Origin of the sequence: Flavobacterium sp. PL12 (assembly GCF_039123485.1) — a bacterium.
In the GTDB taxonomy this organism is placed as follows: Bacteria; Bacteroidota; Bacteroidia; order Flavobacteriales; family Flavobacteriaceae; genus Flavobacterium; species Flavobacterium weaverense.
Window position 1 is genome coordinate 36,089 of sequence record NZ_JBANDI010000023.1, and the last position, 26,547, is coordinate 62,635.

At 32.8% G+C, this 26,547-nt stretch carries 22 protein-coding genes and 1 pseudogene; 14 read left to right on the forward strand and 9 right to left on the reverse strand.

The genetic code is table 11. The features are described 5' to 3' along the window. Nucleotides 1–78: 78 nt before the first annotated feature. Genes RCH19_RS11345 through RCH19_RS11365 form a run of 5 tightly spaced genes read right to left on the reverse strand, consistent with a single transcriptional unit; the run spans nt 79 to nt 6,652 of the window. Nucleotides 79–663, reverse strand: coding sequence for a chemotaxis protein CheB (locus RCH19_RS11345; RefSeq protein ID WP_343023323.1), 585 nt, complete (start codon nt 661–663; stop codon nt 79–81). Continuing rightward, nucleotides 645–1,454: a protein-glutamate O-methyltransferase CheR gene (locus RCH19_RS11350; protein WP_343023324.1), complete on the reverse strand. Its 810-nt coding sequence runs from the start codon at nt 1,452–1,454 to the stop codon at nt 645–647. Before RCH19_RS11350 ends, RCH19_RS11345 begins: the two co-directional genes overlap by 19 nt. 7 nt (nt 1,455–1,461) lie before the next feature. After that, a complete protein-coding gene (locus RCH19_RS11355; protein WP_121924460.1) occupies nt 1,462–1,827 on the reverse strand; it encodes a response regulator in 366 nt (121 codons plus the stop codon). A 19-nt stretch (nt 1,828–1,846) separates the two neighbouring features. Then, on the reverse strand, nt 1,847–5,416 hold the full coding sequence (locus tag RCH19_RS11360; protein WP_343023325.1) for a response regulator: 3,570 nt from the start codon (nt 5,414–5,416) through the stop codon (nt 1,847–1,849). Nucleotides 5,417–5,425: 9 nt separating this feature from the next. Beyond that, nucleotides 5,426–6,652 carry a response regulator gene (locus tag RCH19_RS11365; RefSeq protein ID WP_343023326.1) on the reverse strand — a complete coding sequence of 409 codons (1,227 nt, stop codon included), beginning with the start codon at nt 6,650–6,652 and terminating at the stop codon, nt 5,426–5,428. A 358-nt stretch (nt 6,653–7,010) separates the two neighbouring features. On the opposite strand from RCH19_RS11365, the gene RCH19_RS11370 reads away from it, so the two are divergent. The 7 genes from RCH19_RS11370 to RCH19_RS11400 all read left to right on the forward strand — a co-directional run bounded on the left by RCH19_RS11370 (nt 7,011) and on the right by RCH19_RS11400 (nt 13,203). Further along, entirely contained in the window at nt 7,011–7,397 is a 387-nt protein-coding gene (locus RCH19_RS11370) for a lipocalin family protein (protein WP_121924457.1), read from the forward strand. A gap of 365 nt (nt 7,398–7,762) precedes the next feature. After that, nucleotides 7,763–8,473: an HAD family hydrolase gene (locus RCH19_RS11375; protein WP_343023327.1), complete on the forward strand. Its 711-nt coding sequence runs from the start codon at nt 7,763–7,765 to the stop codon at nt 8,471–8,473. Between the two features lie 105 nt (nt 8,474–8,578). Then, on the forward strand, nt 8,579–8,734 hold the full coding sequence (locus RCH19_RS11380) for a hypothetical protein (protein ID WP_343023328.1): 156 nt from the start codon (nt 8,579–8,581) through the stop codon (nt 8,732–8,734). Between the two features lie 48 nt (nt 8,735–8,782). Continuing rightward, on the forward strand, nt 8,783–9,424 hold the full coding sequence (locus RCH19_RS11385; protein WP_343023329.1) for an AraC family transcriptional regulator: 642 nt from the start codon (nt 8,783–8,785) through the stop codon (nt 9,422–9,424). A 112-nt stretch (nt 9,425–9,536) separates the two neighbouring features. Further along, on the forward strand, nt 9,537–9,938 hold the full coding sequence (locus RCH19_RS11390; RefSeq protein ID WP_343023330.1) for a heme-binding protein: 402 nt from the start codon (nt 9,537–9,539) through the stop codon (nt 9,936–9,938). 275 nt (nt 9,939–10,213) lie between these two features. Continuing rightward, nucleotides 10,214–11,968, forward strand: a complete 1,755-nt coding sequence (locus tag RCH19_RS11395; protein WP_343023331.1) for a hypothetical protein — start codon at nt 10,214–10,216, stop codon at nt 11,966–11,968. Nucleotides 11,969–12,198: 230 nt separating this feature from the next. Next, a complete protein-coding gene (locus tag RCH19_RS11400) occupies nt 12,199–13,203 on the forward strand; it encodes a DUF389 domain-containing protein (protein ID WP_343023332.1) in 1,005 nt (334 codons plus the stop codon). A gap of 46 nt (nt 13,204–13,249) precedes the next feature. On the opposite strand, the gene RCH19_RS11405 is transcribed toward RCH19_RS11400, so the two are convergent. After that, nucleotides 13,250–14,200 (reverse strand): nitronate monooxygenase, encoded by a 951-nt coding sequence (locus RCH19_RS11405; RefSeq protein WP_343023333.1) that lies wholly within the window; start codon nt 14,198–14,200, stop codon nt 13,250–13,252. 398 nt (nt 14,201–14,598) lie between these two features. Between RCH19_RS11405 and RCH19_RS11410 the strand changes: the two genes are divergently transcribed. The 6 genes from RCH19_RS11410 to RCH19_RS11435 all read left to right on the forward strand — a co-directional run bounded on the left by RCH19_RS11410 (nt 14,599) and on the right by RCH19_RS11435 (nt 22,986). After that, complete coding sequence (locus tag RCH19_RS11410; protein WP_343023334.1) at nt 14,599–16,374, forward strand: long-chain fatty acid--CoA ligase; 1,776 nt, start codon at nt 14,599–14,601, stop codon at nt 16,372–16,374. A gap of 188 nt (nt 16,375–16,562) precedes the next feature. Further along, nucleotides 16,563–17,048: a MarR family transcriptional regulator gene (locus RCH19_RS11415; protein WP_343023335.1), complete on the forward strand. Its 486-nt coding sequence runs from the start codon at nt 16,563–16,565 to the stop codon at nt 17,046–17,048. A 58-nt stretch (nt 17,049–17,106) separates the two neighbouring features. Continuing rightward, complete coding sequence (locus RCH19_RS11420) at nt 17,107–19,497, forward strand: 3-hydroxyacyl-CoA dehydrogenase/enoyl-CoA hydratase family protein (protein WP_343023336.1); 2,391 nt, start codon at nt 17,107–17,109, stop codon at nt 19,495–19,497. Between the two features lie 93 nt (nt 19,498–19,590). Beyond that, the gene (locus tag RCH19_RS11425) at nt 19,591–20,772 is read left to right on the forward strand and encodes an acetyl-CoA C-acyltransferase (RefSeq protein ID WP_121924520.1); all 1,182 of its coding nucleotides are present in this window, start codon (nt 19,591–19,593) and stop codon (nt 20,770–20,772) included. 37 nt (nt 20,773–20,809) lie between these two features. After that, a complete protein-coding gene (locus RCH19_RS11430; protein WP_343023337.1) occupies nt 20,810–21,157 on the forward strand; it encodes a four helix bundle protein in 348 nt (115 codons plus the stop codon). A 38-nt stretch (nt 21,158–21,195) separates the two neighbouring features. Then, entirely contained in the window at nt 21,196–22,986 is a 1,791-nt protein-coding gene (locus RCH19_RS11435) for an acyl-CoA dehydrogenase family protein (protein ID WP_343023338.1), read from the forward strand. 272 nt (nt 22,987–23,258) lie between these two features. On the opposite strand, the gene RCH19_RS11440 is transcribed toward RCH19_RS11435, so the two are convergent. The 3 genes from RCH19_RS11440 to RCH19_RS11450 all read right to left on the reverse strand — a co-directional run bounded on the left by RCH19_RS11440 (nt 23,259) and on the right by RCH19_RS11450 (nt 25,340). Continuing rightward, nucleotides 23,259–23,774, reverse strand: coding sequence for a DUF4251 domain-containing protein (locus RCH19_RS11440; protein WP_343023339.1), 516 nt, complete (start codon nt 23,772–23,774; stop codon nt 23,259–23,261). Nucleotides 23,775–23,854: 80 nt separating this feature from the next. Beyond that, on the reverse strand, nt 23,855–24,280 hold the full coding sequence (locus tag RCH19_RS11445) for an META domain-containing protein (protein ID WP_121924444.1): 426 nt from the start codon (nt 24,278–24,280) through the stop codon (nt 23,855–23,857). 130 nt (nt 24,281–24,410) lie between these two features. Continuing rightward, nucleotides 24,411–25,340 carry a YihY/virulence factor BrkB family protein gene (locus tag RCH19_RS11450; protein ID WP_121924443.1) on the reverse strand — a complete coding sequence of 310 codons (930 nt, stop codon included), beginning with the start codon at nt 25,338–25,340 and terminating at the stop codon, nt 24,411–24,413. Nucleotides 25,341–25,720: 380 nt separating this feature from the next. On the opposite strand from RCH19_RS11450, the pseudogene RCH19_RS11455 reads away from it, so the two are divergent. Continuing rightward, nucleotides 25,721–26,332: pseudogene (locus RCH19_RS11455) on the forward strand (superoxide dismutase); the annotation flags it as partial. Between the last annotated feature and the right edge of the window lie 215 nt (nt 26,333–26,547).

A 26,547-nucleotide genomic window follows, 5' to 3' on the forward strand; every position in this document is an offset into this window, starting at 1 on the left:
ATAGAAACTTTTGTAGATTAAATTGTCATCAGTACCGTTTACTAAAGTAGTTATTACTATATCTTATTAAAGAAGTAATCACCCATTTATTAACAGTATAAACTTCAATATTTCTTCGGTGGTTAAAATATAATCAGGAGTCATATTTTTTATTGCGTTGTTTGGCATAAAAGGCATATCAGCAGATGTTGGATTTTGAACCACGACAGTTCCTCCTGCTTTTTGAATGGCTTGTAATCCCGCAGTCCCATCAGCATTAGAACCGGAAAGTAAAATACCAATTACGTTGCTACCAAAAATTTCTGCAGCAGCTTCAAAAGAAACATCAATACTAGGTCTGCTATAATTTACTTTCTCCGAGCTATCTAAAGCAAGTGTGCCATTTTTCTCGAATAACAAGTGATAATTAGAAGGTGCAACATACATATAACCTGATTCAAACTCCATTTTGTCTTCTATTAACTTTAAAGGAGTGTTGGACTTTATCTTGAGTAGTTCTTCTAAATTACTATCGTCAGAATGTTTTCTGTGGAGTACAATAACTAATGCAAAGGAATTCACTGCTGGTAAATTAGGTAATATATCCATAAGCGCATGCAAGCTCCCTGCGGAACCTCCAATAATTAGCACTTTACAGTTTGCAGTTACTTTATTTTTCTCCATAATTTTTCTTTCTGCACTTGTTTGTATTTGTCTTGAGCAATGGAGTATTTTATGGTTTCTTTAGTTCCAAGAGCTAAAAAACCGAGCATGGAAAGACTTTCGTCAAATAATTTAATAGCTCTCGACTGCAATTCATTATCGAAATAAATTAATACATTTCGACAAAAAATCATATCAAATTCGTTAAACGAAGTATCTGAAACCAGATTATGTTGAGAAAAGACCATTTTTTTGATTAGGTCTTCACTGAATTTAGCATTTCCATAATTTGCAATATAATAATTACAAAAATCTTCTTGTCCGCCAGAATCTCTATAGTTCTCCGAATAATCTTTCATCATTCTAAGCGGAAAAATTCCTTTTTTAGCAGTTTCTAAAACCTTTGTATTAATATCCGTTGCATATAAAATTGATTTGTGCAGTAATCCTGCTTCTTGCAATAAAATAGCCATCGAATATACTTCTTCACCGCTGGAACATCCTGCATGCCAAATTCGGATAAAAGGTTTGGTGGCCAATAAGGGTAAAATTTCATTTCGTAACACTTTATAAAAAGAAGGATCACGAAACATCTCTGTTACATTAACCGTAATTTCGTCAATTGCTCTTTTGTAATAATCAGCATCGTATTTTACTTTCGATAAAAAATCATAAAAACTAGGGAAACCGTCTAAGTTCATTATTCTATTGACGCGACGTTTTAAGGAGGCTCTAGAATACCCTCCTAAATCAAATCCATAATATTCATAAACATCATTAATAAACGTTTCTAACTCTATGTCTTCTATCATAATAACTTTAAATTTTAGATAATGCTACTAGCAATTTATCTACGTCGACTGGTTTTGATATATAATCATCTGCACCGGCCTGAAAACATTTTTCCTTATCGCCGGTCATCGCTTGAGCTGTCACTGCAATAATTGCCGTGGTTTCCCGAGAAGGTATTTTTTTTATAATTGGAATAGCATCGTAGCCATCCATATCTGGCATCATCATATCAATTAAAACAGCATCGATAACTTCGTCAGTCTGCAGTAGCACTATAGCTTCTTCAGCACTCAAACAAGAGAGACAATCATAAGATCTTGCACGCAACGTATTGACTAGTGCAAAAATATTTCTAGGATCGTCATCAATAATTAAGAGTCTTTTCTTATTCATATATTCAAATCAATTTATATTAAACTTTATCATACAACCACACTCGCAATAGCGAAAGCAGTTGGTCAATATCTACAGGCTTCGTAATATAATCAGAAGCTCCTGCTTTTATGCATTTTTCTCGATCGCCGGTCATTGCTTTAGCAGTAACTGCAATCAATGGCAGTGCTTTTAATTTAGGGTTGTCCCTGATTTTTTCAGCCGTTTCGTACCCATCCATATTTGGCATCATCATATCTAGCAAAACAATATTTGTGTCAGCATGTTCAGCAAGCATTTTTATCGCTTCATTCCCATCAAACGCCGTTATTACATTCATTTTAAAAGCTTCTAAAGCCTTGGTTAAAGAATAAATATTTCTAACATCGTCATCTACAATTAAAACCTTTTTGTTGAGCAATATATTATTCAGCTGATTGAGCTTTTTATAGTTCTCTTTTTTATCATCCGCACCTTTATTCTCTTCCATTAAATGTAGAAAAAGTGAAACCTCATCTAACATTCTTTGGTACGAATGAGCTGTTTTTACAATAATTGAGTCGGCATATTTTTTAATTTTTACTTCTTCCTTTAACGATAAACTTTTTCCTGTAAATACAATTACGGGAAGATTTTCAAGACCTGGACTTTTCTTTACACCTTCTAAAATTTCATAAGCATGCTTGTCAGGAATTCCCATATCTAGAATTACACAGTCAATATCCTTTTTATTCAGCGCTTCTAAACCATCTGAAACTTCACTTTTAATCTCCGAATTAATATTATGATTTTCTAAAAAGAAGGCTAACGCTTTAGCATGCTTAGGATTATCTTCAATAATTAAAACTTTTTGCGATTCCTTACTAATGATGTGTTCTATTCGTGTAAAAACTTCTGGGATTCGCTCAAAAGCAACTGGCTTATGAAGAAAATCAACTGCTCCTTGTAATAAACTTTCTTGCTTCAATTTATGTGATGACATAATATGAACCGGAATATGTTTAGTCTGCGGATGGTTTTTTATTTCTTCTAAAACCTCCCAACCACTTTTAATTGGCAACTCAATGTCTAATAATATTCCGACTGGTCTGTATAAAATTGCAAATTTTAAAGCGTAATCGCCTCGAACAGCAACAATAGTTTTGTACCCATTCTGCCTACTAAATGACAGCAAAGATTTGGCAAAATTCATATCATCTTCGACAATCAAAATTACTTTTTCACCGGGTAAAATATTATTTCTGTCATCCTCAATTTCGTCAGGAATTACAGTTGATATATATTTTTTCTTTGTTTCCTTTTCAGTATTAGCAATCGTATCTAAAACCTCAACATCAGGTCTAACTGAAACAACAACTTTTTTATTTTTATTGACAAATTTCGGTAAACAAAGCGTGAACGTGCTTCCCTCCCCTTCCACACTATTTAAAATTATTTCACCGTTTAACAATTTAGCCAATTCTCTACTAATAGAGAGACCTAGACCTGTTCCTCCATATTTTCTTTTAGTAGAACCATCTGCTTGCTGAAATGCCTCAAAAACCAGCGGTTGTTTATCTAATGTGATTCCAATACCTGTATCCTTTACGATAAAACAAATTATGTTTTCGTCATCTGTATTTATTTTTATCTCGACGCTTACTGATCCTCTATCGGTAAACTTAATAGCATTTGAAATAAGATTTTTTAGAATTTGCTCTAATCGCATCTTATCTGTTTTAAGAATTACAGGCGCTTCATGGGCAATAATTTCAAAACCTATGTTTTTAGCCTTAGCTACTTGCGTAAATAAACTAGATAAACCATCCGTGATTTCTTTAGTTGTCACGTCGATATATTCTAGTTCCATTTTACCTGCTTCAATTTTAGATAAATCCAAAATCTCATCGATTAAACCTAGTAAGCTATTTCCAGAACTTTGAATTACTTGAGCAAACTCAATTTCCTCATCGTTCATGCTCTTATTATTATTTTCAGATAACAATCGGCTTAATAGTAAAATAGAGTTTAGCGGCGTTCTCAATTCATGAGACATATTCGCCAAAAATTCTGATTTATAACGAGTTGATAATTCTAAAGCCTCTGATTTTTTAAGAATCTCTGTATTTTTTTCTTCTAATAAAATACTCCGTTCCGAAAGCTCTTCATTAGTTTGTTCTAGCTCTTCTTGTTGCACTCGTAACTCTTCCTCAGATGCTTGCAATTTTTCCGTTTGCGTCTCTAACTCAGCATTCATTGATTCTAATTCGCTGTGTTGAATTCTTAATTCCTCTGATTGCGCCTCCGTCTCTTCTAATAATTCCAGTACACGCTTTCTATTTTTAGTAGATTTAATAGCGATTCCAATATTCTTACTTACAATATTTAGGAACTCTAAATGAAGATCAGAAAAACCGTTAATACTAACAAGTTCCACTGCACCCTCAACCGTGTTATCCATTAAAGGAAGTGCGACAATATGTGTTGGCTTAATTTCTCCAAGCGCATAATTGACTTGAATAAATTCAGAAGGAACTGATTTCAATTCTAAAACTTTTCCCGAAACAACTGCTTGCCCTAATAATCCATCACCACTTTGAATTCGTTCTCGACTTTTATTAGGAATATAACTGTATCCAGCTTTAGACAAAAGAACATCACCATACAATACATAAAAAGCTCCTGCACTACTGTTAGTGGTAACACATAAAAATTCAGTTATGTCTCTGGCTAAATCCAGCATTGATTTGTCACCTAAAATAATATTATTAAGACGAGCAATACCTGATTGCAGCCATTCTTTATCAGATAATAAGGTAAAAGAATTTTGTAAGGACGAACTCATATTATTTAACGATTCTCCAACCGTTCCTAATGCATCGGCTTTACTGTCACTTACCCGAATGTCATAATTTCCTTGTGCAATATTCACTGCAATAGTACTAATGGCTTCAATTCTATCAGCTGTTTCTTTATCTTTTTTTTGTAATTCCTCTTGCAATCTAGCGCGTTCAGTGAAATCTTTTAGAATTCTAACTAAGAAAACCAGTGAAATTATAAATGCAATTACGAATGCGACAACAATCAAAATCAGGCTGTAACTACCATAGCTTTCAGCATTTTGATTTCGATTTTTTAACTGTAATTGTTCGTTTTTCTCAATTTTACGGAAAGAATCTTTCAATTCATCCATCATCATTTTTCCAGCATTAAGGTCAAATGATATCGTTTGTTTTCCAAGGCGTTTTTTAGCAATTTGGCCTTTTAAATAATCGAAATAATTATTTCTTCGCACTTTTAAATCTTGAACCGCTTTATTTTGCTTAGGATTATCAAGAGTAAGTTCGTCGAGTTTATTAAAGAAAGTGCTTGATTCTATCTCAGCCTTTTTATACATATCAACAAATTGCTCATTTCCTGTGATCAGAAAACCGCGCATACTGGTTTGTGCATCTGTAAGAACAGCTTCTCCTTCATTAACATTGTAAATGACATCCTGAGTTTCATTAACCGATGTTACACTTTCTAATAAATTTTTTATGCTGATGTATGAAGCAGTCGAACTAATCACTAATACCACTAATGAAATGGTAGAACTTATTAATAAATTTCTTTTAAAATTACTTTTCATAAATTGTGTTTAGTTAGTTTGAATCTCTTGCTGTAGAGGTAAAACTAGAATGAAACTAGCTCCTTTACCCAACTCACTTTTTGCAGTAATTAATCCGTTGTGTTTTTCCATAATTTTTTTCGAAATGGCTAATCCTATTCCCGTTCCTTCATAAATAGAGCGATCATTCAAACTCTGGAAAATAACGAAAATTCGATCCAAGTATACTTCGTCAAAACCAATACCGTTATCTGATATTATGATTCTGCAGAATTCACCTTCGGGATCAGTTTCACTATCAAATTCTCTATTTTTTATTAATTCAGAAGTAATTTCGATTGTAGGCACAGCTACATTACCTGAAAACTTAAGTGCATTCCCTATTAAATTCTGAAAAACTTGTCGCAACTGACTTGGAATACTATGAATTGCTGGCAGATCGGTCACTTTGATAACTGCACTTTTATTTTCAATTTGGTAATCAAAATCAGAAAGTACTTCTTGTAAAACTACATTTAAATCGGTTTTTTCGAATAAGACTTTGGATGACAATCGCGAATAGGCTAATAAATCACTAATTAGTGTTTGCATTCGCTCCGCAGATTTCATCGTTCGATTTACGTAGTCAAGCGCTTTTGGATTATCCTTTAAATACAAGTCTTTTATGATTCCAATAAATATTTGGATTTTGCGTATCGGTTCATTTAAATCATGAGAAACAACCCATGAAAATTGCTGCAATTCATGGTTTTTAAATTCTAACTCTTCATTTTTTAAAACTAATTCCTTAGTTCGCTCGACAATTTTTATTTCTAAATTATCTTGAGCTTCCTTTCGAATCGCTATTTCTTTGGAAAGCAAATCTTTCATTACTTTCAACTCATTTTGCTGATCGTATATCTTAATGAATGATTTAACTTTTAATATCAGCAAGTCAGAATCTACAGGTTTAGTAATATAATCTACCGCTCCAGTTTCATAACCTTTAAAAATATATTTCTTTTCAATATTTATAGCTGATAAAAAAATAACTGGAATATCTTTCGTCTTTTTATTACCAGAAAGAATTCTAACTACCTCAAAACCATCGAGTCCAGGCATTTGAACATCCATTATAATTAAGCTATAATCAGTTTTCAAAATTTTCTTAAGCGCTTCCTCTCCAGACTCGGCAGTATCTACTTCTATACTATGAAGTTCCAGTGTTTTTTTTAAGGCAATTATATTCGCACGAATATCATCTACGATTAATATCATTTAGTTAGGAGGTAAATCGGCTGAATTGAATAATTTGAAATTAAAATTCTGTCGAAAATTGTTATTATACTGTAAAACATCCATTTGTAATAAAGTTACAAATTTTTCAAATTTATAAAAAAATTGCAAAATGCTCCTCTTTTAATATGCAAGAAAATTACATAATTCCCATGTTTCAATGGTCTTTTGAAATTATTACAATTGACGAATTATTATATATTAATAAGTCTGTCAAATTGTTTTGAATAATTTCAAAATGTGAGAAAAACATAAGTCTAATATTTAATTCTATAATAATTAATGATCTATTTGTCCTTTACTTTGCCGCAGTATAAACAACAACTTAAACAACAAAAAAATGAAAAATTTAAAAAAGAGTTTTGGCGCACTGATTTTAGCAATTTGTGTATTATCTGGATTTCTATTTGTTTCTTGCGACAAAGAGGAAACTGAAGTTAATATGATTATCAGAAACTGGAGTCTTGAAACTAAAACAGTATTAGGCGGTAGTGTAATAACAGATTGTGAAAAAGGTTCAACGTGGAACTTTAAATCTGATGGTTCTTACGTTATAAAAGATAGCTGTGGAGATACAAAAACAGGAACTTGGAAAGTAGCTGAAGATGGAAAAACATTAACACTAAATGATGCTACCGCTTACAAAGTAATTGAAAACAGTCTTACAAAATTAGTTATCGATTTACAGGTAGGAGATGCAGGATTAGTTCGTTGGACTTTCAAATAATATTCAATTATTTTTAATGAAGTGTTTTTCACTGAAAAGTTTTAAGTTCAGTAAGGAAGATTCATAAATACAATACGCTACTAATTTTCAATTAGAAGATTAAGTAAATAATTGCATAAAAAGAGGATAATTTTAATTAATTATCCTCTTTTTTATTTCATAATTCTAAATATTTTCAAGTTTATTGAACTGATTTTATATTTTAAATAAGTAATAGTATCGAAATCTAATTTTTATTCCTGACGGAACAGTGTAGACAATAATGATAAAGTAAAGCATCCTTTATTTCATCTATATTTGTGTTTAAAGTAATAGTTTTACCGTAAGACTTTATTTAAAAATGTTTACAAAGAATATAGTATAGAATGAGTGTAACACCTAAAAACGAACTGTCTTCAACGAAGATTTTTGAAAATAAAACAACAAAAATTAACAACCTTAAATGTATAATTTTTGATTGTGACGGAATACTTGTAGATAGTGAAAGTATTGCAAATCAAGTATTACTTTCAATGGCCGAGCCTTTTGGACTAAAAATATCAATGGAAGAAGCTGTTAAAAAATTTAATGGAAGACGTTTAAATAGCATTTTCGAACAAATAGAAATTCTAATAAATAAAAAACTACCGGAAAGTTTTGAAACTGAATTCAGAAAACGAACTTTTGAAGCCTTTAAAACAGATTTGAAACCTATAAAGGGTGTTAAAGAATTTATCGATTCCTTAAATATAAATTTCTGTGTAGCTTCGAGCGGCCCTGTCGAAAAAATTACTTTGAATTTAACGACAACTGGATTGATAGAAAAATTTGAAAACAAAATTTTTAGCTCCTATCAAATTAATAGTTGGAAACCAGAACCTGAAACCTTCTTGCATGCTTGTAAGCAAAGGGGATTTGAAATAGAGGAATGTGTAGTAATCGAGGATAGTGTGGCAGGAGTCATTGCAGCTGTAAAAGGAGGTTTTAAAGTATATGGCTTAGCGAATGAAAACAATGCACAAGATTTAATTAATGAAGGAGCTACTGTCTTTTACAGTTACGAAGAATTGGCACAGATTCTAAATATTGTCAATTAGAAGTCCTTCTAGATAAATCAGTGTGAGAAATTATTAAATCCTTTTATTATATTTGAAATAGAAAATTATTCAGTTCAAATAAGCAGCACTGCTAAAATTACAAGGATGTCAATAGCTAATATACCTGAAACGTACCTGCAAAACGATAAAGCAATCCCCGATTTGCTTCTTTACGACTTCAAGATGAATACTGATGTGGTGAAACGTAAAGTCCACCTGAGCATGAATATGTTTAGCTTTTTACAAGTTGGTAAAAAATAAGTCCACTTTGCAGGAAATTCTGTAGCCATCAATAAGGATCAATCGCTATTGCTAAAAAAAGGCAATTGGTTATGGACAGAGTTGTTAGAAAACGAACCAACATATTACTGTAAACTATTCTTTTTCTCTGATAAAAAACTGAAAGAGTTTTTAGAAAAGCATACGCAAAATTCTATTGTGGTAAGTAATGAAATTCCCTATTTTATAATAAGCAATGACGCATATATAGCTACTTATTTAAATTCATTAACGACAATTAGTAACGCTCCAGCTATCTTTTTCGAAAATTTATTAGCCTTAAAATTTGAGGAATTAATACTTTATCTTCTTCAAAAATATGGATCTCAATTTGAGCAATATTTGAAATCATTGGTTGCAGATGAAAGCTCTACTTTTAAGAAAATTGTTAAAAGCAGAATGCATGCAAACTTAAAGCTAGGAGAAATTGCTTTTTTATGCAACATGAGTTTATCTACTTTTAAACGCCATTTCGTTAAAGAATATAAAATCACACTAGGAAGATGGCTTCAGGAAAAGAAACTCGAAGCTGCGAAAGAAATTCTCGAAAAAGGAAAATTAAAATCATCTGACATTTATCTAGATTTTGGTTATAATAATTTATCCAACTTTAGTTTAGCATTTAAAAATAAGTTTGGCTACAGCCCAAGGAATATAAATAGTAAAAGTTGAAAAATAAATTGTTTTGAACTTTATTCATAACAGAATGAACTTTTATGATAAGTTAAAAAGTAAATATTATTTTAAATTTGTATTTTAATCATAACTTAAAAAGCTAATAATCATGAATATATCATTAGTACAAGCAGAAAAAATAATTGCAGCAGCACAAGAAAAATCAGTAGCAATAGATACAAAAATGAACATCGCTGTAGTTGATGCAGGCGCAAATTTAGTTGCTTTTGCACGTATGGATGGCGCATGGCTAGGATCACTTGACATATCAATTAAACAAGCAAAAACAGCTCGTTTTTTTGATATGAACACTGGAGTTATAGGAGAACTTTCACAGCCAGGAGGTTCGCTCTATAATATCGAACATTCAAATAGTGGATTAATTACTTTCCCAGGAGGTATTCCAATTAAAAATGCGGCTGGTGAAATTATCGGAGCAATTGGAGTTAGCGGAAGTTCGGTTGAAAATGATCACACCGTTGCAGAGGCTGGCGTTTCAGCACTATACTAAGAGAGAAAATAAAGAGGAAAAGAGGATAACTGCAGCTAGTTATCCTCTTTTTTTTTGCAAGAAAACTAAAAAGTAAACTACTTTAAAATTCAATTTTACATACAATTTGGGACAATAACTTAAGACAGAAATTTAAATAAATTAAAAAATCTTGTCTTAATATTCCGATTTTTTGTGATAGAAATTTCTGATTTTCAGTTATATTTGTTATTGAGGAGGATATTATTTCCTTTAAATTTAATTGACTTCAATATTTCTAATCAAAATAAAAAATCATGAGCATACTAATTAGGAACGGACTCTTTTTCTCTGGAGACAAAGATGAGAAGGCGTCAAAAAAAGATGTATTAATTGATGATTTAGGTCGGATTCAAGAAATAGCGGAACCAAATTCGATTGAATGTTTTGGTGCGGAAATAATTAATGCTGAGAGAAAATGGATTGTACCAGGTTTTGTAGATTCACATACACATTATGATGCTGAGCTATTAGCATCACCAGGAATAAAAGAATCAGCACGACACGGAGTAACAACAATAATTCTAGGAAGCTGTTCTGTTTCTGCTGTTTTTAATAGTCCTGAAGACACAGCAGATTCCTTTACCAGGGTTGAAGCAATTCCAAGAGAAATGATGCTTCCATTATTACAAAAAGAAAAAACTTGGAACAACCCAAAAGAGTGGAAATCATATATAAACAATTTGCCATTAGGAGTTAACGTAGCCTCTTTTATTGGTCATTCTGATATTCGAATGAAAGCAATGGGGATTCAGCGCTCTTTATCAGACGAAATTTCTGCAAGTGAGGACGAAAAGCAAATAATGCTTAAAATGTTGAATGAAGCATTAGATGCAGGTTTCATAGGTTTATCAACAATGGATAATCCGTGGGATAAAATGGACGGTGATCGCTACTGGTCGCATAAAACACCCTCATTTTATTCCTCATGGAATGAAAGAAAAAGTTTAATTGAATTACTTCGAAAAAGAGATGCTATTCTTCAAGGCGCACCTAACCTAGTTACAAGAGTCAATGCGCTAAATTACATGCTTGCGAGTGCAGGTATTTTTAGAAAACCCCTAAAAACAACAATGATTGCCATGATGGACTTGATAGGCGATCGTTACATTTATCCTTTAATTGCTTTAGCTTCGAGATCGATAAACATATTAGCAAATGCAGATTTCAGAATGCAGTCACCACCTTGTCCGTTTACAGTTTATTACGATGGCGTCGACTCAGTGATGTTTGAGGAATTTCCTAGTGGTGAAGCGCTTAGAAATCTTGCAAAAGAGTTAGACCAAAGAAATGAATTGATTACGAATGTGGAATTTAGAGACAATTTTAAAAAAGAAATTAAGAAAAAGTTTGCTCCAAAGGTTTGGCATAAAGATTTGAGCAAAGCTGTTATACTAGATTGTCCAGACCAAAGTTTAGTTAGTAAAAACTTTTACCAAATAGCTGAAGAAAAAAACATTCATCCTGTTGACGCATTCTTGGACACGATAATATTGTATGACAAAAAAATAAGATGGACTACAACCATAGCAAATGATAGAAAAGAAAAATACAGAGATCTTTACAATTTCAAGTACAACTTAATTAGTTTTTCTGATGCAGGTGCCCACCTCAACAACATGGCGTTTTACAATTTTCCTTTAAAAATGATTAAAATCGTTCAAGAGTCAATCGATAAAGGAACTCCAATAATGACTATGGAAAAATGCATTTGGAGGCTAACAAAAGAGCAAGGGGATTGGTTTGATTTAGATTGTGGTCATTTAGAAAAGGGAAAAATTGCTGATTTAGTAATTTTGAATCCAACTCATTTTGATTCAATTACTGAAAATGTAGAAATTGATACCATTTCGGAATTTGACAACTACGAAAGGTTGGTAAATAGAAACGAAGGAGTTGTAACCGCAGTAATAGTTGGAGGAAAAGTGATTTTTAAAAATGAAAATTTTGTCGAAAATTATGGAACAGATATAAAATATGGAAGATTTTTAGAGAAGGGTAAAAGTAATTAAGTGTAGTTGAGCGACTGTAATTTAATTCCCCTCTCGATCTTAGAAAATTATTTGTTGTTACTTCTAGAAATAATAAACTTTCATTCCTTGCCATAGATATTATTTTCTTTACTATATTTTAGTAAAAGCTACAAACACTAATTGTTATTACTCTATCGGCAGCAATTGATAAAATTTAAAGCTATTATATAGTCCAATGCCATTACAGTTTTATAAAACAAAAAAGAAATATGAAGATTGATCCGAATGAAAGTGACAAATATGTTGAAGATAATTTCTTCTCACAAGAAATAGCTATTGACGAAAGAAAATATGTTTTCAACAAACTTTTTTTTCACTACAAAAAAGACTGGCAAAGCTCGTTTGCTTTGATGCTCTTTTTAAGTGTGGGGATAGCTTGCCTCGGACTTTCAGAAAACTCTTCAGCAACCATTATTGGTGCGATGATTATAGCTCCGCTTGGTCAGCCAATCGTCGCTTTAGGAGGTGCCATTGCTTTGGGTTGGAAAAAGCAATCGTTTCGCATGGTTCTCATAATTTTTCTGGGAACAGTAGGTTCGCTAATTGTCTCTTACTTGATAGGGCTTACGCTACCTGACTTATCCCCTAACGAACAAATATTGATTAGAACTGCTCCTGATTTGCGAGATCTTGGAATCGCATTGTTAGCTGGAGCCGGCGGATCTTATGGATATTATCGTAGTGAATATTCAACTGTTTTAGCAGGTGTAGCGATTGCTGTAGCTCTAGTTCCACCTATTTGTGCTTGTGGTCTGATGCTTGAACAAGGCAATTTTATTTTAGCAAGCGGAAGTATATTATTGTTTTTCACCAACTTAATGGGAATCGCTTTTTCTTCAATTTTAGTATTTTTCCTCTTAGGTCTAAAAACTAAAAGAAATCGAAGATGGTTTTATACCGGTTCTATTTTTATAATATTTTTGGGCTCAGCTACAATTCTTCCTTTAGCGCTGAATTATGACAAATTCACTTCCGGTGCTCAATTCCAAAGTTCTATTTTTGAAAAGTCCGCAAGCGTCTTAAATCATTCCAAAAATGCTCCAGAAATAAAAAATATATTGATACAAGGAACTGCTGCATTCATTACAATCGAACCTTTTCCTGAAAATAAAAACGAAAGAGAAAAATTGATTAATAAATTAGAGGATGCTACAGGATTACAAGTATTCCTAATCAATCCAACAAAAGAAGATTATAATTACAAAGTTAAATAAAGAAACTATAGTTGTAAAAACTAGTTCTATCACAAGAACTAATCAATTAGTTTGTAATAGTATCTACAATATCAGCAACAGGGCGAATTGCAGTAGTGTTTTCAATCGTTGGTCCTGCAACCCATACTGTTTTATACGTTACTTCAGTTGCGGCTTTAGTAACAGCATTTGAACCCAATAAATAACGGATCATCTTCACCCATTTTTTTAAAGTTTTATTTTTACTTAACGTGCTTTCAATCCATGATTGTTTCGTACCTACCTTTTGAACATACGAAGTATTAATTACGGTACAAGGTGTTCCCGAAATTTTCTCTGTAAGAACGATATCTTTCGCTCCATAGTTTACGCAGGCTTGCTTATATTCTTCAGAAACTCCAGATTCCAAGGATGCAATAAATGGACTTCCCACAGAAACACCCACTGCGCCGTAAGCCATCATTGTATCTAAATCCACTTTCTTACTTACTCCACCTGCAGAAATTACAGGTAATGTTGTTTTTGAATCCAACTCTCTAATTAAATCTTCAGGCGTATGATTTCCTCTATGCCCACCTGCCAAATTATTGACCGCGATAAGAGCATCGGCACCTAAAGTCTCTACTTTTTTGGCGAAAGCCAAATCAGTAACATCACAAAAAACTTTGATTCCAACTTTATGTGCCATTCTGATTGTCTCTTCCGGTGAACCTAAAGATGTGATAACAAAATCTACTTTTTCCTCACATAAAACAGCTAATTGATCTTTGTACTTTATATTAGATTTATTGACAATTAAGTTATAACCAAAACTTCCCCCCGGAACTTTAGCAGATCGAAGCTCAATTATAGAAGCGCCAAGCTCGTCTAATGTCCTATAATTTAAAGCTGGAATACACCCAGCAACTCCCGCTTTCATTCCCTCAATCACCATTTTAGTATTTGAAACTAAAAACATTGGAGCTATTATTAAAGGTTTATTGATTTTTAAAAGAGAAGTTAAAGTGGGCTTAATCATCAGTGGGATATTTAGTAAAAACAAATATAACGAAATATACTATGCGTGCCTACTAATTTAAAACAAATGAGAATAATCAGTGATTTTCATAATTTAGCTGATAAGAAATGACAAACTTTTAATAATCATTAAATATTATTTTACTAATATTTTACCAACCAATGCAACAGCAAAATAGTATTCTTGATTCATTTTAAATACTTGCAGTTAAACTTCTTTCCAAAATGTCTCTGAACTAATAATAGTAATTGTTTTAAAATCAAATTCTTAAAATGCAATAAAAGAAAACGATTTCGCAATCAAATTGTAGAACTTTTAAAATTTACTATTTAATTCTAAAAAAGTAATCGTTATTATTAAATTTTAATTAATTTGCATAAAAATTCAATCTTTTTATAATGATTTCAGTAACTAGACTTTTCGATTTTCCGTACTATCAGCAAGAGAAATATAATAATATTTCTGATGCATTGGTGACTAAAATTAACGGTATTTGGGAGAAAACTTCTACCCAAGAATATATAGCGAAAGCCAATAAGATTTCTCGTGCATTGTTGCGTATGGGAGTTCAAAAAAATGATAAAGTCGCGATTATTTCTACCAATAATCGAACGGAATGGCACATTATGGATATAGGTGTTTTACAAATTGCTGCTCAAACAGTACCAATTTATCCTACCATTTCAGAAGATGATTATGAATATATTCTAAATCATTCTGAAGCAAAATATTGTTTTGTTTCTGATGAAGAGGTGCTTAGAAAAGTAAATTTAATAAAAGATAAAGTACCTCATCTAAAAGAAGTGTACTCATTCAACACTATTGAAGGTTGCAAAAACTGGAATGAATTACTAATTAGTGGCGAAGACCAAGGAAACCAGCAAGAAGTAGAAACAATAAAAGATAGTGTTGATCCACATGATTTGGCAACAATTATATATACTTCAGGAACTACGGGAAGACCAAAAGGTGTGATGTTGTCGCATGACAATATTGTATCTGATGTGATTAACAGCGCTCCTAGAATTCCATTTGAAGCTGGAGCAAGTCGTGCGTTGAGTTTTCTTCCCATTTGTCATATTTTCGAAAGAATGATATTATACTTATACCAGTATTATGGTGTATCAGTTTATTTTGGAGAAGCAATCGATAAAATCAGCGATAATTTAAAAGAGGTTAAACCAACAGTTATGACTGCAGTTCCAAGACTTCTGGAAAAAGTATACGATAAAATATACGCTAAAGGAACAGAGCTGACAGGGATTAAAAAAAGCCTTTTCTTTTGGGCTATTGATTTAGGATTGAAATATGAGCCTTATGGAGCGAATGGATCATGGTATGAATTCCAACTAAAAATAGCTAGAAAATTAATTTTCAGTAAATGGAAAGAAGGTTTGGGAGGAAACCTAGATTTAATGGTTTCAGGTAGCGCCGCATTACAACCTCGTTTAGCTAGAATTTTTGCAGCAGCCGAAATTCCTGTAATGGAAGGTTATGGTTTAACGGAGACTTCTCCTGTAATCTCTGTCAACGACATGAGAAATAAAGGATTCAGAGTTGGAACTGTGGGTAAAGTTATTGATAACGTCTCAGTGAAGATTGCTGAGGATGGGGAAATTCTTTGTAAAGGACCTAATGTTATGCTGGGTTACTACAAAGACGAAAAGCTAACTAGTGAAGCAGTAACTGATGGATACTTCCATACAGGCGACATTGGAGAAATCGATAGTGATGGATTCTTAAAAATCACAGATCGTAAAAAGGAAATGTTTAAAACGTCTGGTGGTAAATATATTGCGCCCCAGATTATTGAAAATACAATGAAACAATCTCGTTTTATTGATCAAATCATGGTAATAGGTGACGGACAAAAAATGCCTGCTGCCTTTATCCAACCAAGTTTTGATTTCATTAAAGAATGGGCAAAAATTCATAAAGTAAATATTGGCACTTCTAACGAGGATATTATTTCAAACGTGAAAGTGATTGACCGTATTCAAGAAGAAATAAACTTATATAACGAAAAATTTGGTCATTGGGAACAAATCAAACGTTTTGAACTCACAGCTGACGTTTGGTCAATTGAAGGTGGAGAAATGACTCCAACTTTAAAATTAAGAAGAAAACCAATAATGGAAAAATACAAAGTGTTATTTGACAAAATCTATAGCTAGAAGCTAGCTGCAATTTTTTTATGTATAATTACTTATTAGTTGAAAAACTATAGAATACTTTTTCACTCCAAAACTCCTCTAAATCAGAGGAGTTTTTTTATATTTATTACTTTTTAACAAAAAAATAGTTGAATATATTATGCATGCATAGTATTTTTTATTATATTTGAAATCGCTATAGCAAAAATATGAAAGACAAAACGATAGATTATATCTTACGTGCCACTTGGCAGGCCGTTTCCCGAATGTATAACGAGGAAGCCTCTAAATATGGTGCTACTATGTCAACAGGATTTGCTTTATTGAGCATTGATAAAGATAAAGGAACTCCTTCTACTTCTTTAGGTCCAAAAATGGGAATGGAAGCGACTAGCCTAACCAGAACCTTGAAATCAATGGAAGAGAAAGGATTAATTATCCGAAAGAAAAATCCAGAAGATGGCCGAGGCGTGCTTATTTACCTTACTGAATTTGGTAAAGAAAAAAGAGAATTATCAAAAAATACCGTTTTGAAATTTAATGAAAGTGTTAAGCAAACTATTTCTGAAGAGAAATTGCAGCACTTTATTGAGGTTGCAGAAACAATCAACGAATTAATTCAAGATAAAAATATATTTAATCACGCGAACGTCATTGATATGGCAGAGCTTGTAGAGCATACTGAAAAAGAATAATTCAGTAAGGAAAGACGCTGAAAATATTATAGTCTAATAAAATAAATAGTAATTATATATGAAACGCACCATTAAAAAAGTCGCAGTAATAGGATCCGGAATAATGGGTTCAGGAATTGCTTGTCATTTTGCAAACATTGGGGTCGAAGTCTTACTTCTAGATATTATCCCAAGAGAACTAACTGAGGCAGAAGCTAAAAAAGGACTAACTTTAGAAAGTAAAATTGTAAAAAACCGTTTAGTGAACGAGCATTTAGCAACTTCATTAAAGTCAAAGCCCTCTCCTATTTACAGTCAGAAGTTTGCTTCTAGAATTACTACTGGAAATACGACGGATGATATGTCAAAAATCGCTAATGTAGATTGGATTATCGAAGTTGTCGTAGAGCGTTTAGACATCAAGAAAATGGTATTTGAGCAAATTGAAAAGTTTAGAAAACCTGGTACTTTAGTAACTTCAAACACTTCGGGGATTCCAATTCATTTTATGAGTGAAGGTCGAAGCGAAGATTTCCAAAAACACTTCTGCGGAACGCACTTCTTTAACCCTGCGCGTTATTTAAAATTATTCGAAATTATTCCTGGTCCACAAACTTCAGCTGAAGTATTGGACTTCCTTACTATATATGGCGAGAAATTCTTAGGAAAAACCTCTGTTGTTGCAAAGGATACTCCTGCTTTTATTGGAAACAGAATTGGCATTTACGGAATTCAGAGTTTATTTCATTTGGTAAAAGAAATAGGATTAACGATTGAAGAAGTTGATAAGTTGACCGGTCCAGTTATTGGTCGTCCAAAATCAGCTACTTTCCGTACCGTTGATGTAGTTGGTTTAGATACCTTAGTGCATGTTGCTAATGGTATTTATGAAAACTGTCCTAACGATGAGCAACATGAATTGTTCAAACTTCCTGAGTTTGTCAATAAAATGATGGAAAATAAATGGTTAGGAAGTAAAACAGGTCAAGGTTTTTACAAAAAAGAAGGAAAAGAGATTCTGACTTTAGATTTAGATACTTTAGAATATCGTTCGTCTAAGAAAGCTTCATTTGGAACTTTAGAACTTACAAAAACAATTGATAAACCTATCGATCGTTTTAAAGTTTTAGTAAAGGGAAAAGATAAAGCGGGAGAATTTTATAGAAAAAGTTTTTCGGGAATGTTTGCTTATGTATCAAACAGAATTCCTGAAATTTCAGATGAATTATACAAGATTGATGATGCCATGAAAGCCGGTTTTGGATGGGAAAATGGTCCATTCGAAATTTGGGATGCTATTGGTGTTGAAAAAGGAATTGAAATCATGAAAGCGGAAGGTCTAGAGCCTGCTGCTTGGGTAACAGAAATGTTAACGTCTGGAAGCAACAGTTTTTACACTGTAAAAGAAGGAGCAACTTTCTTCTACAATATTCCGACTAAAGCACAGACTAAAGTTCCTGGACAAGATTCATTTATTATACTGAACAACATTCGCGAAAGCAAAAAGGTTTGGAGTAATAGCGGTGCAATTATACAAGATTTAGGAGATGGAATTTTGAACTTAGAATTCCAATCTAAAATGAATACTATTGGTGGCGATGTTTTAACAGCTATCAATAAAGCGATTGATTTATCTGAGAAAGAATATCAAGGATTAGTTATTGGTAATCAAGCAGCAAATTTTTCTGTAGGTGCTAATATCGGAATGATATTTATGATGGCGGTGGAACAAGAATATGACGAATTAAACATGGCCATCAAAATGTTCCAAGACACGATGATGCGCGTTCGTTATTCTGGAATCCCAGTTGTAGTTGCGCCACACGGAATGACTTTTGGTGGTGGATGCGAAATGAGTTTGCACGCTGATAAAGTAGTTGCGGCAGCAGAAACCTATATGGGATTAGTAGAGTTTGGTGTTGGAGTAATTCCTGGCGGTGGTGGATCTAAAGAATTAGCTTTGAGAGCTTCTGATTTATTCCATAAAAATGATGTTGAGCTGAATGTATTGCAAGAATATTTCTTGACAATTGCTATGGCAAAAGTATCTACTTCTGGTTACGAAGCTTTTGATACTGGACTTCTACAACATGGAAAAGACATTATTGTTGTGAATAAGGATCGCCAAATTGCCGAAGCTAAAAAGCATGCTTTAATTATGGCTGAAGCTGGTTATACACAACCAATAAGAAGAACTGATGTAAAAGTTTTAGGAAAGCAAGCATTAGGAATGTTTTTAGTGGGAACAGACCAAATGGAAGCTGGAAAATACATCTCTGAACACGACAAAAAAATAGCCAACAAATTAGCTTATGTTATGGCTGGTGGAGATTTATCTGAACCAACATTAGTAACGGAGCAATATTTATTAGATCTAGAACGCGAAGCTTTCTTATCACTTTGTACAGAAAGAAAAACGTTAGAGAGAATACAATTTATGTTGACTAAAGGGAAACCGTTGAGAAATTAGAGAATTGAATAAAGAACAAAGAAGCAAGACTTACCAACTGGACCTTATCTTGTCTCTTGACTCTTTCTTCTAAAATCTTAAAAAGAAAAAAATATGAAAACAGCCTATATAGTAAAAGCATACAGAACTGCCGTTGGTAAAGCACCAAAAGGAGTTTTTAGATTTAAAAGACCTGATGAATTAGCTTCAGAGACCATTCAATATATGATGAATGAGCTACCTGATTTCGACAAAACTCGCATCGATGATGTGATGGTTGGAAACGCCATGCCAGAGGCAGAACAAGGACTTAATGTTGCGCGATTAATCTCTTTAATGGGTTTAAAAGTGGAAGATGTTCCTGGTGTAACTGTAAATAGATATTGTGCTTCTGGACTAGAAACTATTGGTATGGCTACGGCCAAAATCCAATCAGGAATGGCACATTGCATTATTGCTGGTGGCGCCGAAAGCATGAGTTTTATTCCGATGGGTGGTTATAAACCTACTCCGGATTATGCTGTTGCAAAAGCAGGAAACGAAGATTATTACTGGGGAATGGGACTTACAGCAGAAGCCGTGGCTGATCAGTTTAAAGTGTCTAGGGAAGATCAAGATGAGTTTGCGTACCACTCTCATATGAAAGCCTTGAAAGCGCAAGCAGATGGAAAATTTGATAAACAAATTGTACCTATCACTATTGAGCAAACGTTTATAAATGAAAACGGAAAGAAGGAAACTAAGTCTTATGTAGTAAACAAAGATGAAGGTCCAAGAGCTGGAACTTCTAAAGAAGCTTTAGCAGGATTAAGACCTGTTTTTGCAGACGGCGGAAGCGTAACAGCAGGTAACTCTTCACAAATGAGTGATGGAGCGGCTTTCGTTTTAGTGATGAGTGAAGAAATGGTGAAAGAGCTAAACTTACAGCCCATTGCTCGTTTGGTAAACTTTGCTTCAGCTGGAGTTGAACCAAGAATAATGGGAATGGGACCAGTAAAAGCAATTCCGAAGGTTCTAAAGCAAGCTGGAATGGATTTAAAAGATATTGACTTAATTGAATTGAACGAAGCTTTTGCGTCTCAAGCTATAGCCGTTACACGTGAGTTAGGGTTAAATCCTGATATCGTTAACGTCAATGGTGGTGCAATCGCGTTAGGTCATCCATTAGGATGTACTGGAGCAAAATTATCTGTTCAATTATTTGATGAGATGAAACGCCGTGGAAATAAATACGGAATAGTATCTATGTGCGTAGGAACTGGTCAAGGTAGTGCGGGGATTTATGAACTCCTTTAATTTATTTTAAATTTTGAATTATAAATTTTAATTGAATATGAAAGAAAATATTATTGCTACCAAAACTTTTGATTTTGCTCTGTCAATAGTAAATCTTTTTGTTCAACTTAAAAAAGAAAATGAATTCATAATTTCTAAGCAAATTTTAAGATCTGCCACGAGCATCGGAGCAAATGTTGAAGAAGCAATTGCTGCTCAATCAAGGAAAGATTTTATTCATAAAATGTCTATCGCTTCAAAAGAAGCTAGAGAAACAAAATACTGGTTAAGATTATTGGATAAATCCGATCTAACATCAATTGAAGTGAATAATTATCTAATTGAAGTTGAACACATCATCAACATCATTACTAAAATAATTAAAACATCACAAGAGTCAAAATAATTTAAAATTTAAAATTCAAAATTTAAAAAAATAAAGTCATGAGCGACAAAACAAGAGGAGGTCAATTCCTAGTAAAAGAAACAAAATGCGAAGACATCTTCACTCCAGAAGATTTCAATGAAGAGCAAATAATGATGCGCGACTCTGTAAAAGAGTTTGTTGATAAAGAACTATGGCCCAACAAAGACCGTTTTGAGAAAAAAGATTACTCTTTTACTGAAGACAGTATGAGAAAAGCAGGAGATTTAGGTTTCTTAAGCGTTGCAGTTCCTGAAGCTTATGGCGGAATGGGAATGGGATTTGTAAATACGGTTTTAGTGTGTGATTATATTTCTGGAGCAACGGGTTCATTCTCGACTGCTTTTGGAGCACATACAGGAATTGGAACAATGCCAATTACTTTGTACGGAACAGAAGAGCAAAAACAAAAATATGTACCTAAGTTAGCTTCAGGTGAGTGGTTTGGCGCTTATTGTTTGACAGAACCAGGAGCAGGATCTGACGCTAATTCTGGAAAAACAAAAGCTGTTTTATCTGATGACGGAACGTACTACTCGATTACAGGACAAAAAATGTGGATTTCGAATGCAGGATTTTGTTCAGTATTCATCGTTTTTGCACGTATTGGTGATGATAAAAACATTACTGGTTTTATACTAGAAAATACAGAAGGTAATGGAATTTCAATGGGTGAAGAGGAGCACAAATTAGGTATTCGCGCATCTTCTACTCGTCAGGTTTTCTTTAATGAAACTAAAGTTCCTGTTGAAAACATGCTTTCTGAAAGAGGAAATGGTTTTAAAATTGCAATGAATGCTCTGAATGTGGGTCGTATTAAATTAGCAGCAGCTTGTTTAGATGCGCAAAGAAGAGTAATTACAAGTTCAGTAAAATATGCTAACGAGAGAATTCAATTTAAGACTCCGATTGCTCAATTTGGTGCTATTCGTGCAAAAATTGCAGAAATGGCAACCAACTGTTATGCAGGCGAAAGTGCTACATATCGTGCAGCAAAAGATATCGAAGATCGTATAGCAATTCGTGAGCAGGAAGGTTCAACACATCAAGAAGCAGAATTAAAAGGTGTTGAAGAATTTGCGATCGAATGTTCAATTCTTAAAGTAGCTGTTTCTGAAGATGTTCAAAACTGTGCTGATGAAGGAATCCAAATCTTTGGTGGAATGGGATTCTCAGAAGATACACCAATGGAGAGTGCTTGGAGAGATGCTCGTATTGCAAGAATTTACGAAGGTACAAATGAGATTAACAGAATGCTTTCTGTAGGTATGTTAATCAAAAAGGCGATGAAAGGTCATATTGACTTATTAGGACCGGCTTCTAAAGTTCAAGAAGAATTAATGGGAATTCCATCATTTGAAACTCCTGACTATTCTGAATTGTTTGCTGAAGAGAAAGAAATGGTTGGAAAGTTAAAACAAGCTTTCTTAATGGTTGCCGGTGGAGCCGTACAAAAATATGGTCCAGATTTAGATTCACACCAACAGTTATTAATGGCTGCATCTGACATATTAATTGAAATTTATATGGCGGAAAGCACAATACTACGAACAGAAAAATTAGCTAAAAAAGAAGGTGAAGCTAAAGTGCAAGAACAAATTGCAATGGCAAAACTTTACTTATACAAAGCGGTCGATATTGTAACTCAAAAAGGTAAGGAAAGTGTAATTTCTTTTGCTGAAGGAGATGAGCAACGTATGATGCTAATGGGCTTACGTCGTTTTACAAAATATGCAAATATGCCTAACATAGTTGCTTTAAGAGAGACCATAACTGAAAAAGTAGTTGCTGAAAATGAATATTGCTTCTAGTAGTAAAAAACATTACTAGTTTGAAATAATTGAAAAACCGTCAAGTTTTAAATAACGAGATGGTTTTTTCTATTTATATGAAACCTAATTTCAATTTTTAAAAACTAAATATTTAATGCAAGAGTAATTGATAACAATTAAAGATTCATTTTCGAAAATTGTCGAGTTACATTTTTTTTAGTAAGTCACTTTAATACAAGATAATTTTTATTTATTATTTTAAGTTAGTACCACTATTTTTTTTTCTTTGCACAACATCAATTAACTGTAAATCACTTCAAATTTTCATTTTTAGAAATTTCGCCATAATAAGAGATTGAACTCCTATTATTGGAGTTTATGATTAGTGTTGCACTACCTTCAAAGAAAACAGATAAGATAATTTTAAAAACGTCATTCTCTCCTCTAACTACCGCTTTTATTTCGAATGAACGCTTTCCCTTCATTACAGAAAATTCAGTTGGATTCCCTTCAAATTTGAGTCCTTTATCTCCGCCGTAACCAATACCACTATAACCTCGCCCAAAAAAAGGCATTTCGCTTTTTATTAAAGTAGGTGTGAATTCTAAAAAATTATCATTTGTCGTCAAATTCACTGCCGAATACCCTTGAGGTATCGCTTTTCGCCCAATAAAAGTAAACTCTTTAGAATCTATTAAAACTTGAATTAGATTTGCTGTTTCTAACTTCCGATCTGTTCTCAGTTCTTTCTTTGTTCTTTCTTGGCTAAAGCTAAAAGCAATTGAGAATACCATGAATAATACTGTTAATACTCTTTTAGATTTCATCACATCATCTTTAAAATATAGTTTACTTTAGTATGTTATATAAAAAAAATGATACCCTAAAAAGGGCATCATAAATTAAATTATTTTTTAGCGAATCGCATCATTTCCACATCTCCCATCATAAAACTTAAAGTTTTACCATCTTTCGAAATGGCGTAAGATTCAATTTTTTGAAGTGTTGCTAGATAAACGCTTTCACCTTCTCCTGGACAATATCTTTTAGTTAATGCCATATCGTTTTTAAAATCAATTTTATTTCCATCAACTTTTAACTTTCCAGAAAAACGATTACATCCTGTTCCTCCTGAAACTAAGTCCGTTTTCAAATCGAAATTTACGGAAGGTTTTTCATCTGGATATAAACCTTGGAAAGCAATTCTAGGACCTGTGATATAATTAAGTTCCCAATCACCTTGCAGTGCCGACATATCATTAGTAGTTTTTAAAGAGTTACAAGAAACGAATGCTAGACAAGAAATTGCAAGCAATAAAATTAATTTTTTCATGAGTTTGTTTGTTTTAATTGTTATAATTATTTGAAATAGATACTAAGCAATAACGCTGCCAATAATGATGAATACATAAACTATTGGCAAAAGATTGTAAAATAAAAAAGAGATTTGAATTTTTAAAAAATTAATCGCACGTCACTTTGGGTTTAATTTCTAAAACTTCCGTTTTAATACCCACAGCATAGGAATTTGGTATTATTTTTTTACCTTTTTCATTCGAATAAACCTTCGTAAATTCAGCTCCAAAATATAATATAATAGCTGAATAGTAAACCCAGATTAATATAATGATTACAGAACCAGCCGCACCATATACAGTAGCAACGGTAGAACTTCCCAAATAGAATCCGATGGCAAATTTACCAAACATAAAAAAGAAAGATGTAAAACTTGAACCTATTAGCGCATCTTTCCAAGCGATTTCTCCGTCAGGAAGCGTCTTAAAAATAATAGCGAATAACATTGTAGTAGTCACAAATAAGATTAAAATATTAACGATATAAAATATATAAACTGCGGTGTTTGGGAAATAAATAAGCAATCTCGCGTTTATCACATCCATTACAGTGTTTACCATTAAACTCACCATTAATAAAAAACCAACAGAAGCAATCATTGAAAATGACATCAATCTGTTTTTCACAAATTTCATAATTCCTTTATTAGGTTTAGCTTTTAAACCCCATATAAAATTGATAGAACTTTGAATTTCTGCGAATACTCCAGAAGCACCTATAAGCAACATAATCCCACCAAATATGGCCGCAAATGTATTGCTATCTGACAACTCTATATTTTTAATAGTTTCTTGAATTTGAATTGCCGCTTTATTTCCTACCATGCCATTTATCTGACTAAAAAACCTTCCAGTAACAGCGTCTCTACCAAAGAAAAAGCTGAAAATCGATAAAATAATAATTAAAAGTGGTGGCAATGAAAATATCGTATAATAAGACAACGATGCACTCAACTTAATACCATTGTCGGCGTCAAATTCTTGATAAGTCTGCTTTAATAAGCTCCAACTTGTGCTAAGTATTTTTTTTCTTTTCATATCTATTTCCTTCCATTTAATAAGATCAAAAATACAAAAATACTTACTACTACGTTCAAATGAAATTTACATAATTCTACACTGAACTATGGCTCTTAGTCCAAGATCATATAAAAAAAGATATTATTTTAAGTGTTTTTTAACCCTGCTACAAAAATTTATGTCTAAATTTATCGTAATTACTAAATACACTTTTTAGATCAAAGTCAACACTTATGGAAAATAATAATACACGAAGAAATTTTTTAAAACAAACAGCAATTCTTTCTACGGGAACAATTATTGGTTCTAGCTTATTTACTTCTGCATTTGCAGCCGAAACAAATTCGACAGCAGATGGTTTAGATGTAGAGGTAGAAAAAGTAAGCGCTGTTGATGGATACACACTTCCTAACTTAGAATATGCGTATGACGGATTAGAGCCGCACATTGATAAAGCCACAATGGAAATTCATCATAAGAAACACCATCAAGGCTACGTTACAAATTTGAATAAGGCCATTGAAACTTTAGACAAAAAGTTAATGGAACATACTGATACATTAGAACATATTTTTGAAAAGATGTCTAAATTCCCAGATGCAGTTCGTAATAATAGCGGCGGACATTATAATCACAGTTTATTTTGGACATTGATGAAGCCCAAAGGTGGCGGTAATCCTAAAGGAAACTTAGCTGCAGCTATAATGAGTACTTTTGGTTCTTTTGATGAATTTAAAAAGCAGTTTAGCGATGCTTCTATGAAACGTTTTGGATCTGGATGGGCGTGGTTAGTGGTTCAAGATGGTAAATTAGTAATTGGATCTACAGCAAATCAAGATAATCCATTAATGAGGTTGAGAGGAAAAGGTTTAAGAGGAAAACCAGTTTTAGCGTTAGATGTTTGGGAACACGCTTACTATTTGAAAAACCAAAATCGACGAGCAGATTATATTTCCTCATTTTGGAATGTAGTGGATTGGGATAAAGCAGAGAGTTTATTTAACTCATAAAATATAAATATTCAAAAAGCTCCGAATCGCAAATGCAATTCGGAGCTTTTTAAATTTAAAAGCATATTTGCATTATTTTTTGATGCTATAAATCTCAGTAGTTACCGCATCAATTTATACAAGTTTTATCAATATTAAATTTAAGTAATTTATGTGTTAAACTAAATATCTCAAGTAGTAGCTAAGATAAAAAAGTATAGCTTTGCAGCACCAAA